At 74.1% G+C, this 9,349-nt stretch carries 7 protein-coding genes and 1 pseudogene; 2 read left to right on the top strand and 6 right to left on the bottom strand.

The window, feature by feature from the left end; all coding sequences use genetic code 11:
- Positions 1-5: 5 nt before the first annotated feature.
- The 5 genes from G3I53_RS24635 to proB form a co-directional block, all read right to left on the bottom strand.
- The gene (locus tag G3I53_RS24635; protein ID WP_164438776.1) at positions 6-1,088 is read right to left on the bottom strand and encodes a hypothetical protein; all 1,083 of its coding nucleotides are present in this window, start codon (positions 1,086-1,088) and stop codon (positions 6-8) included.
- 87 nt (positions 1,089-1,175) lie between these two features.
- Positions 1,176-1,763, bottom strand: coding sequence for a hypothetical protein (locus tag G3I53_RS24630; RefSeq protein WP_164337542.1), 588 nt, complete (start codon positions 1,761-1,763; stop codon positions 1,176-1,178).
- Positions 1,764-1,821: 58 nt separating this feature from the next.
- Positions 1,822-3,108 carry a glutamate-5-semialdehyde dehydrogenase gene (locus G3I53_RS24625; protein ID WP_164337541.1) on the bottom strand — a complete coding sequence of 429 codons (1,287 nt, stop codon included), beginning with the start codon at positions 3,106-3,108 and terminating at the stop codon, positions 1,822-1,824.
- A gap of 110 nt (positions 3,109-3,218) precedes the next feature.
- The gene (locus G3I53_RS24620) at positions 3,219-3,686 is read right to left on the bottom strand and encodes a hypothetical protein (protein ID WP_164337540.1); all 468 of its coding nucleotides are present in this window, start codon (positions 3,684-3,686) and stop codon (positions 3,219-3,221) included.
- A 133-nt stretch (positions 3,687-3,819) separates the two neighbouring features.
- On the bottom strand, positions 3,820-4,926 hold the full coding sequence (gene proB / locus G3I53_RS24615) for a glutamate 5-kinase (RefSeq protein ID WP_164337539.1): 1,107 nt from the start codon (positions 4,924-4,926) through the stop codon (positions 3,820-3,822).
- A gap of 267 nt (positions 4,927-5,193) precedes the next feature.
- On the opposite strand from proB, the gene G3I53_RS24610 reads away from it, so the two are divergent.
- Together G3I53_RS24610 and G3I53_RS24605 are read left to right on the top strand one after the other, a co-directional pair.
- Positions 5,194-6,633, top strand: a complete 1,440-nt coding sequence (locus tag G3I53_RS24610) for a polysaccharide pyruvyl transferase family protein (protein WP_164438775.1) — start codon at positions 5,194-5,196, stop codon at positions 6,631-6,633.
- A 102-nt stretch (positions 6,634-6,735) separates the two neighbouring features.
- A complete protein-coding gene (locus tag G3I53_RS24605; RefSeq protein ID WP_343240683.1) occupies positions 6,736-8,778 on the top strand; it encodes a hypothetical protein in 2,043 nt (680 codons plus the stop codon).
- 132 nt (positions 8,779-8,910) lie between these two features.
- Here the strand turns inward: G3I53_RS24605 and G3I53_RS33435 are convergent.
- Positions 8,911-9,349, bottom strand: a pseudogene (locus G3I53_RS33435) (hypothetical protein); the annotation flags it as partial.

The following is a 9,349-nucleotide window of genomic DNA, read 5'->3' as shown; positions in this document are numbered from 1 at the left end:
CGCGCTCAGAGCCGGGGCTGGGCCGCCGGGGAGAGCGAGCCGCACAGGGCCGGGGCGCCGCCGTCGGCGTAGGGGTCGGTGCCGGCGGGGCCGGCCTGGTCGGCGCTCTGGCCGGCGAGCAGCGGGCGCAGGTGGCCGGCGGAGTCCTCCGCGCAGGACAGGGGGCCCGCCTGGACGTGGGAGAGGACGACCTGGACCTGGTGCAGCCGCAGGTCGTCGCGGTCGAAGCGGAAGCGCAGCTCGCGCCGGACGGTGAACAGCGACGCGGCGGCGCCCTCCCCGGCGCCCGCCGGCCGCAGCGCGTACACGTAGGTGTGGTCGGCACTGACCTCGAGGGTGCCCGCGCCGGTCTCGGTGGCCTGGAGCGTGCCGCGGACCCGGATGCCGTCGTCGGCGAGCTCCGTGCGGGCGGGGTCGAAGCGGACGAGCCATCCGGTGGGCGCGTGCCGTCCGTCCGCGGCGGGCCGGGCGAAGCTGCGGTCGAACTGGCTCATCTGGCCCGGGTCGAGCAGCACCCGCACCGAGCGGGTGTCCCCGCCGGTCAGCACGTGGGGGTCGAGGGCGGAGCGGACGAGGTAGTCCTTCGCGGTGCTGAGCGCGGTCACGACCTGGCCCTCGGAGAAGTGGGCGGTGCCCCGGGAGGCGGGGAGCGGTATGCCCTCGGCGCCGGCGGCGAAGGACGCCGCCGGGCTGTGCGCGTAGAGCCGCTCGGGGTCCGCGGCGCCGGGCACCTTCTCCCGGGGGGCGAGCGGGACGACGGTCATGCGCAGCGGTTCGGCGGGTTCCTCGGCGGCGGGTGTCCGGTAGGGGTGGCGTACCCCCATGTAGATCGCCGTGCCGAAGGCGACGGCGATCAGCAGGACGAGGACGAGGGCCTGCCGGGAGAGGCCGCCCGCCCGCTGCGGCGGCGGTGTGGGGCGGTCGCGCACGGCGGGCGCGTGGTCGGTGATGCGTTCCTGGGCGGAGAACTCCTGGAGGCGGGCAGCACGGACGAAGGACTCGTCGAAGACGACGGACCGGTACTCGTCCTCGCCACCCCCGGGGGCGCCCTCGGGGGTCCCCTCGGGTGGGTCCGCAGGCCCTGCCATACCTTCAGGGTAGGTCTCGGCGCGCTCGGGTAAACGCCCGGCCGCGCCGCAACTTCTGACGCGCCCTCACCCCTGCCGCGCCGGGTGTCAGGGGCTGCGCGGGATCACCGGGACGGCGGGCTGGGAGTAGTCGGCGGAGGCCGAGGGGACGGCGGCGGCGCCGCCCAGCTCCGGGCCGGTCGAGGTGGGCGCCGGCACGGGCTCCTCACGGTGGGAGGAGGCGCCCCGGTAGACGGCGGAGAAGGCCAGCGCGACCATGCCGATGCCCATCACGAGGGCGAGCATCCAGGCGACGGGGCGGTGCCAGCGGACCTGACCGCCGTACCGCTGGCCGTGGGCGTCCTCCAGGGCGTCCAGGTCGTCGTCGGGGTCGTCGTCCGGGCCCAGGGCGCCGTGGCGGCCGTACCGGTCGTCGGAGCGCTCCCCGCGGGCACGGGCGCGGGCGGCCTCCGCCTCGGCGGCCTCGGCTCTGGCCCGGGCGGCGGACAGGAGGCGTTCGACGGCGGTCGGCTCGTGGACCCGGGCCGCGCGTACGAAGTCCTCGTCGAAGACCACGGAGGCGAACTCTTCGTCCGTCACCCCGCGGTCGTGGTCGTCGTCGGGCTCCCAGCCGTCAGGGAACGGCGTGCCCCCCACGTCCTCCGGCACGGATCCAGAGTAGACCTGGGGGGTCAATTTGGGCAGACGGTACGGAAATTCGCCGGCGCCCGTCCGGTGCCCCGCCGTGGCCGGTTCAGCGCCGTACGTGTCCGTCGCCGGTGACGATGTACTTGGTGCTGGTCAGCTCGGGAAGGCCCATGGGGCCCCGGGCGTGCAGCTTCTGGGTGGAGATGCCGATCTCCGCGCCGAAGCCGAACTGGCCGCCGTCGGTGAAGCGGGTGGAGGCGTTCACGGCGACGGTGGTGGAATCCACCAACTGGGTGAACCGCCGGGCGGACTGCTGGGAGGCGGTGACGATGGCCTCGGTGTGCCCGGACGACCACAGCCGGATGTGCTCGACGGCCCGGTCGAGGGAGTCGACGACGGCGGCGGCGATGTCGTGGGAGAGGTACTCGGTCTCCCAGTCCTCGGTGGTCGCCTCCACGACGGTGGCCCGGGAGTCCTTGGCGTACGCCATGACGCGCTCGTCGGCGTGCACGGTGACCCCGGCGTCGGCCATGGCCTCCAGGGCGCGCGGCAGGAAGTCGGCGGCGATGTCCTGGTGCACCAGGAGGGTCTCGGCGGCGTTGCAGACGCCGACCCGCTGGGTCTTGGAGTTGACCAGGATCTCGACGGCCATGTCGAGGTCGGCCTGCGCGTCGACGTAGACGTGGCAGTTGCCGGTGCCGGTCTCGATGACCGGGACGATCGACTCCTGCACCACGGTGTTGATCAGGGAGGCGCCGCCGCGCGGGATGAGCACGTCGACGAGGCCGCGGGCGCGCATCAGCTCGCGCACGCTGTCGCGGCTCTCGCCCGGGACCATCTGGACGGCGTCGGCGGGCAGCCCGGCGCCGTGCACGGCGTCGCGCAGGACCCGCACGAGGGCGGTGTTCGAGCGGTAGGCGGAGGACGAGCCGCGCAGCAGTACGGCGTTGCCGGACTTCAGGCACAGGGCGGCGGCGTCGACCGTGACGTTGGGCCGCCCCTCGTAGATGATGCCGACGACGCCGAGGGGCACCCGGACCTGGCGCAGGTCGATGCCGTTGGGCAGGGCGGAGCCGCGGACGACCTCCCCGACGGGGTCGGGCAGCGCGGCGACGTCACGCACGTCGGAGGCGATGGCGCGGACCCGCTCCGGGGTCAGGGTGAGCCGGTCGATCATGCCGTCGCTCAGCCCCGCCTCGCGGGCCTTGGCCACGTCCTGGGCGTTGGCCTCGACGATCTCGGCGACGCGGACCTCGAGGGCGTCCGCGATGGCGAGCAGTGCGTCGTCCTTCTCGGCGCGCGGGAGCGGCGCGAGGGTGGCGGCGGCGCCCTTGGCCCGGTAGGCGGCCTGGTTGACCGGGGACATCGAGTCGAGAGGCGAGAGCGTGGTCATGAGGGAAGGGTAGTGCGGCCGGGGGGCGGAACCCGTGCCCATCCCACACCCCGAGACGGAGGTCTCCGTCCCCGGGACGGCCCCGGCGGGGTCCCCCGGCCGGGGCGTGCTCAGAAGGGGTGGACCCCGACGGGGTGCGCGCGGACCGGGCCGTGGCCCTCGGCGACGCGGTGGTGGTAGGTGGCCCGGTCGATGACCTCCAGGCCGACGATCTCCCAGGGCGGCAGTCCGGCGGTCCGCCGGTGCTCCCCCCACAGGCGCAGCGCCACGGCCGCGGCGTCGTGCAGGTCGCGGGCCTCCTCCCAGTAGCGGATCTCCGCGTGGTCGTCGGCGTAGCGGCTGGTGAGCAGGAAGGGGTGGTCGTGGGCGAGCTGTTCCAGGGCGCGGCGGACGTCCTCGATGGGGGCCCGTTCGCCGGAGACGCTGAGGGTGACGTGCCACAGGCGGGGCAGGTCGCGGGGTTCACCGCCGTCGAAGCGGTCCCCGGCCGCGACGCTGGTGAGGGTGCGTTCCTCGCCGGCCGCCCGGGAGCCGGCACCACCGCGGGACGCCGTCGTCCCAGGGCGTACTCGTCTCACGACGGCCTCCTTCGCGCACGGACCGGCCCGCGGGTCGGGCGGATGTGTCCCTGGGACAAAGTTGAGCAGGCCGCCGGGGCTCGCGGGGCGGTTTTGCGGAACGTCCACCACCGAGGGCGGATGTTTCGGCCGATTACGGATGCAGAAGCACCAGATCGTCCCTGTGTACGACTTCCCGTTCGTACGCGGGGCCGAGGTCCCGGGCGAGCTCGTGGGTGGAGCGGCCGATCAGCCGGGGGATCTCCTTGGCGTCGAAGTTGACGAGCCCGCGCGCGACCGCACGGCCCGTGGTGTCCCGCAGCTCGACCGGGTCCCCGGCGCTGAAGTCGCCGTCGACGCCGGCGATGCCGGCGGGCAGCAGGGACATGCGGCGCTCGACGACCGCGCGCACCGCGCCGTCGTCGAGGGTGAGGGAGCCCTGCGGGGTGGAGGCGTGCTTCAGCCACAGCAGCCGGTCGGCGAAGCGCCGGCCGGTGGGGTGGAAGAAGGTGCCGGTGTCGTGGCCGGCGAGCGCGTCGGCGGCGTGGACGGCGCTGGTCAGGACGACGGGGATGCCCGCGGCGGCGGCGATCCGGGCGGCCTCGACCTTGGTGACCATGCCGCCGGTGCCGACGCCCGCCTTCCCGGCGCTGCCGATCTCGACGTGGGCGAGGTCCTCGGGGCCGCGCACCTGGGCTATCCGGGACGTGCCGGGCTTGGCGGGGTCGCCGTCGTAGACGCCGTCCACGTCGGAGAGCAGCACCAGCAGGTCGGCGTGGACCAGGTGGGCGACGAGGGCGGCGAGGCGGTCGTTGTCGCCGAAGCGGATCTCGTCGGTGGCGACCGTGTCGTTCTCGTTCACGATCGGGAAGGCGCCCATGGCGAGCAGCTTGTCGAGGGTGCGGGAGGCGTTGCGGTGGTGGGCGCGGCGGCTCATGTCGTCGGAGGTGAGCAGCACCTGGCCGACGCGGACGCCGTAGCGGGCGAAGGAGGCGGTGTAGCGGGCGACGAGCAGGCCCTGGCCGACGCTGGCGGCGGCCTGCTGGCGGGCGAGGTCGCGGGGGCGGCGGGCCAGCCCGAGGGGGGCCAGTCCGGCGGCGATGGCACCGGACGAGACCAGGACGATCTCCCTCTCGCCCCCGCTGCGCACCTTGGCGAGCACGTCGACGAGCGCGTCGACCCGGTCGGCGTCCAGTCCGCCCGAGGCGGTGGTCAGCGACGACGACCCGACCTTGACGACGGTTCTGCGGGCCCCGCTCACGGCTTGTCTTGCCCCTGCCACGCTGTTCCACTGCCCCTCATGTGCGTACGGCCACCGGTCGGCAATCTACGCGAAGGGGACCCCTCGTCGCGCGCCGGTCCATCCCCCGGGACGGGTGGCCGGGCGGCCCGGACGGTTGGCCGACGGTAACCGGAACCTCACGTACCGCACATGTGAAAAAGGTTGCATTGGTTGCCTCTAGAAATTAAAGAACTGACAAACATATTGTGAGCATCTGTGTCATCTCAAGATCGTGAAGGGCCCTCTGTGAGACGCATCCTGCTCCGTTCGGGCAAGAGTCCGTTCGACGTAGTACCCGTGGAGGACGCCCTCCACCGGGATGTCATCGCCACCAACTCGGGCAACCTGATCTTCAGTGATGCCGCACACAAAATCCTCACGACGCCGGACACGGAGGTCGTCTCCAACGGCATGCGCGCCGACCCGGCGGCGGCCGGGCGCATCAACGAGGAGTACGACGTGTTCGTCGTGCCGCTCGCCAACGCCTTCCGCCCGTCGTTCGAGGCGGCCCTCCAGCGCCTGACCCGGCTGATCTCCAAGCTCCGGATCCCGGTCGTCGTCCTCGGCGTCGGGGCGCAGAGCGGCGTGAACTACGACGCGGCCCGGCTGAAGGCCATGGAACCGACCGTGCGCGCCTTCTGCTCGGCGGTCCTGGACCACAGCGCCTCGATCGGCGTGCGCGGCGAGTTCACCGAGCAGTACCTCAACGAGATGGGCTTCCGCGACGTGGAGGTCATCGGCTGCCCGTCGATGTTCCTGCACGGCGACAAGCTCACCGTGGAGAAGAAGGCGTCGGCGCTCACCCCCGACTCGCGGATCGCGGTCAACGGCTCGCACACGGCGATGCGCAGCGGCGGGCTGCACCGGATCGTCGGCCTGGCCCACGAGCGCTACCCCCACCTGCGCTACATAGGCCAGAACCTCACCGACGCCAAGCAGCTGCACTGGCGGGACGTCAACTCCCCGGCGGGCCGCATCAAGTTGATGCCCACCCACCCGGAGCACCCGATGTACCGCGAGGACAAGGTCCGCGTGTACATCGACCCGCAGACCTGGTTCGACGACCTGCGGGACTTCGACTACTCCTTCGGCTCGCGCATCCACGGCAACATCGCCGCGCTGCTCGCCGGCACGCCCGCGACCGTGCTGGCCTTCGACTCGCGCACGCTGGAGCTGTGCCGGTACTTCGAGATACCGCACCAGCAGCTCGACCAGACCGCCCCGGACACCGACCCGGCGGAGCTGTACGAGAAGGCCGACTTCGGCCCGCTGACCCGCAACCACCGCGAGCGCTTCGACCGGTTCACCGCGTTCCTCGACAAGAACGGGCTGCAGAACACCTTCACCCACGGCGACGGCGGGGCCGCCTTCGACGAGAAGCTGCGGTCGCTGACCTTCCCCGCGGGCATCCGCCCCTGGATCCGCAACGACATGGACGAACTCACCGAGCGGTTCGCCTGGATGTACGGGCGGGTCTCCGAACTGTCCGCGGACAACGCCAAGCTGAAGCGCGAACTGGCCCGCGCCAAGTCCGCGAAGGCCTCGGCCAAGGCGGCGAGCGCCGCGGCCGGCATCGCCTCCCGGGCGTCCGTCTACCGCCGGGCCCGCCGGGCGGTCGGCGGCCCGCTGCGCCGGGCGCTCCAGCCGGGCCGGCAGCCCTCGCCGAAGGGCACCGGAGCCGCATAGCACGGACCGGTCACTCCAGGGTTCCGGACACCCGCGTGTCGTCCGGAGGGCGGCGCGCGTTAACCCGGGCGCCCGTTCTGCGACAACCCTGGAGTGACCGCAGTGCCCGAACCCTCGTCCCCACGGCGGCGCATTGCCGCCAAGCTCCTCGTCCTCGCCGTCCCGGCGGCCGCCTTCGTCGCACAGGCCGCCGGCGCGCTGCTGCCCAACGCGCCGCTGCTGCTGGCCGCGACCGCCGCGTCCCTGGCGGTGGAGGGCCTGCTGTACCGGTGGCAGCCCGGCATGCTGACGCTGTTCGCCAAGTCCCACGCGGACATCACCGTCCGGCACGTGCTGCGCGACCTGCTGCTGGTGGTGGGCCTGCTCCGACTGGGTGAACAGCACCGCGAGAACCAGTACGCCCCGCTGATCGCGGGCCTGCTCGTCTTCTACGCCCTGCACTGCGCCATCCAGGCCGTGTCGATCCTGGTCCGGCGCACCCGCACGCTGCCCGTGGTGACCCGCAACATCGACGCCTCGGCGCTCCGGCTGTCCCGCGCCCCCGCCACCCTGCTGCGCCGCCCCGGGCACCGGCTGATGCTCGTCGGCCTGCCCGCGACGGCCGGCCTCACGGCCACGGCGGTCGGCGACGACCCCCGGTGGGCGGCGGCCGGTGTGGCCCTGTCCCTGCTGCTCGCCCTGACCGGCCTGGGCGCGCTCCTGCTGCGGCTGCTGCCCGGCCGGCGCCCCGCGGACGAACAGGAGGTGCTCGACTGGTTCGACGCCTGGCTGGCCGACTACCGGCCGACCGTCGGCCTGTACTTCTCCGGCGGCCCCTCCTCCGCCTACCAGGCGAACATGTGGCTGGAACCGCTCGCCAAGCTGGACGCCCGTCCGGTGATCATCCTCCGTGAGCGGTTCATGGTGCCGAAGCTGGCGCCCACCGACATCCCCGTCGTGTGCCTGCCCAAGGTCTCCACGCTGATGCGGCTGGAGCAGTCCACGCTCCAGGTCCTCATCCACCCGTCCAACTCCGGCAAGACCTCGCAGGTGCTGCGCATCCCCACCATCAAGCACACCTTCGTCAACCACGGCGAGAGCGACAAGCTGTCCTCCTGCAACCCCTACGCGAAGGCGTACGACGAGGTGTGGGTGGCCGGCCCGGCGGCGCGCGAACGGTACGCGCTGGCCGAGGTCGGCGTGGAGGACAAGGACGTGGTGGAGATCGGCCGCCCGCAACTGGACGCCGTACGGCCCTACGCGGGACCGCCGGCCGGCCCGTACACCACGGTGCTCTACGCGCCCACCTGGGAGGGCTGGGACGGCAACCCGGGCAACACCTCGGTGGTCGCGGCCGGCGAGAACCTCGTTCGGGCGCTGCTCGCCGACCCGGGGGTGCGGCTGCTGTACAAGCCGCACCCGCTGACCGGCTCGGTGGACCCGCGGGCGGGCGCCGCCGACCTGCGCATCCGGGAGCTGATCCGCGCGGCGAACCGCCGCCGTTCCGGGCCGCGGCCCGCGCCGTCGGGCGAACTGGCCCGCCTGACCGCGGAGCTGGACCGGCTGACCGCGGCCACCTACCGGTCCGCCGCCGACCAGGTGGAGCGGATGCGGGCGCAGTCCGCGCCCGAGCCCGGCCGGGCCGAGGCGGTGGCGCGGACCACGGCCGCCTGGGAGGAGGCGTACTGGGCGTCGCTCCCGGAGTGGGAGCACCAGGTGGTCACGGACGTCCGTCCGGCGCTGTACTCCTGCTTCGACGTGGCCGACCTGCTGATCAGCGACGTGTCCAGCGTGATCAGCGACTTCCTGGCCAGCGAGAAGCCCTACGCGGTGGCCAACACCAGCGGGCTGCCCGAGGAGGCGTTCCGGCAGGCGTTCCCGACGGTGGAGGCGGCGACGGTGCTCGCGCCGGACGCGTGCGGGGTCGCGGACCTGCTGCAGTCGGTCCGCGATCCGCAGCTCGACAAGCTGGCCGCGGCCCGCGCCGAGCTGAAGCAGCGCCTCCTGGGCCCGGCCGAGCCGACGTCCCAGGAACGCTTCGATGCGGCCGTCCGGTCCCTGTGCGCCGCCGCGGCGGCCCACCGCTCCCGCACCGCACCCCGCCTCGCGGCGGAACTCCCCGGCCAGCGCGGCCAGTCGCCCACCCAGTCGGAGACCCGGGCCTGAATCCCGGCAACCTGCCGGGACGCGCCGGGGGCGGGTGCGATACGGCCCTCACGCGCCGGGGGTCGACCCCCGGCGCGTGAGGGCCTGAGGCCGCCACAGGGTGGTCCTGCTGGGCCCATGGCCCAGCCAGTGTCAGGGCTGGGCCATGGGGTCCCACTGGGACCCGAGGGTCCAGCCGGGGACCCGCGCAGGCCCAGCCGAGGACCCGCGCAGGCCCAGCCGGGGCCACAGACCCAGCCGGGGCCACAGGCCTAGCCGGGGCCGCACGCCCACCCCGGGCCGCACGCCCACCCCGGGCCGCACGCCCACCCCGGGCCGCACGCCCACCCCGGGCCGCACGCCCACCCCGGGCCGCACGCCCACCCCGGGCCGCACGCCCACCCCGGGCCGCACGCCCACCCCGGGCCGCACGCCCACCCCGGGCCGCACGCCCACCCCGGGCCGCACGCCCACCCCGGGCCGCACGCCCACCCCGGGCCGCACGCCCACCCCGGGCCGCACGCCCACCCCGGGCCGCACGCCCACCCCGGGCCGCACGCCCACCCCGGGCCGCACGCCCACCCCGGGCCGC

Origin of the sequence: Streptomyces sp. SID14436 (genome assembly GCF_010548465.1) — a bacterium.
Lineage (GTDB): Bacteria > Actinomycetota > Actinomycetes > Streptomycetales > Streptomycetaceae > Streptomyces.
This window is presented reverse-complemented; position numbering and strand designations above follow the sequence as displayed.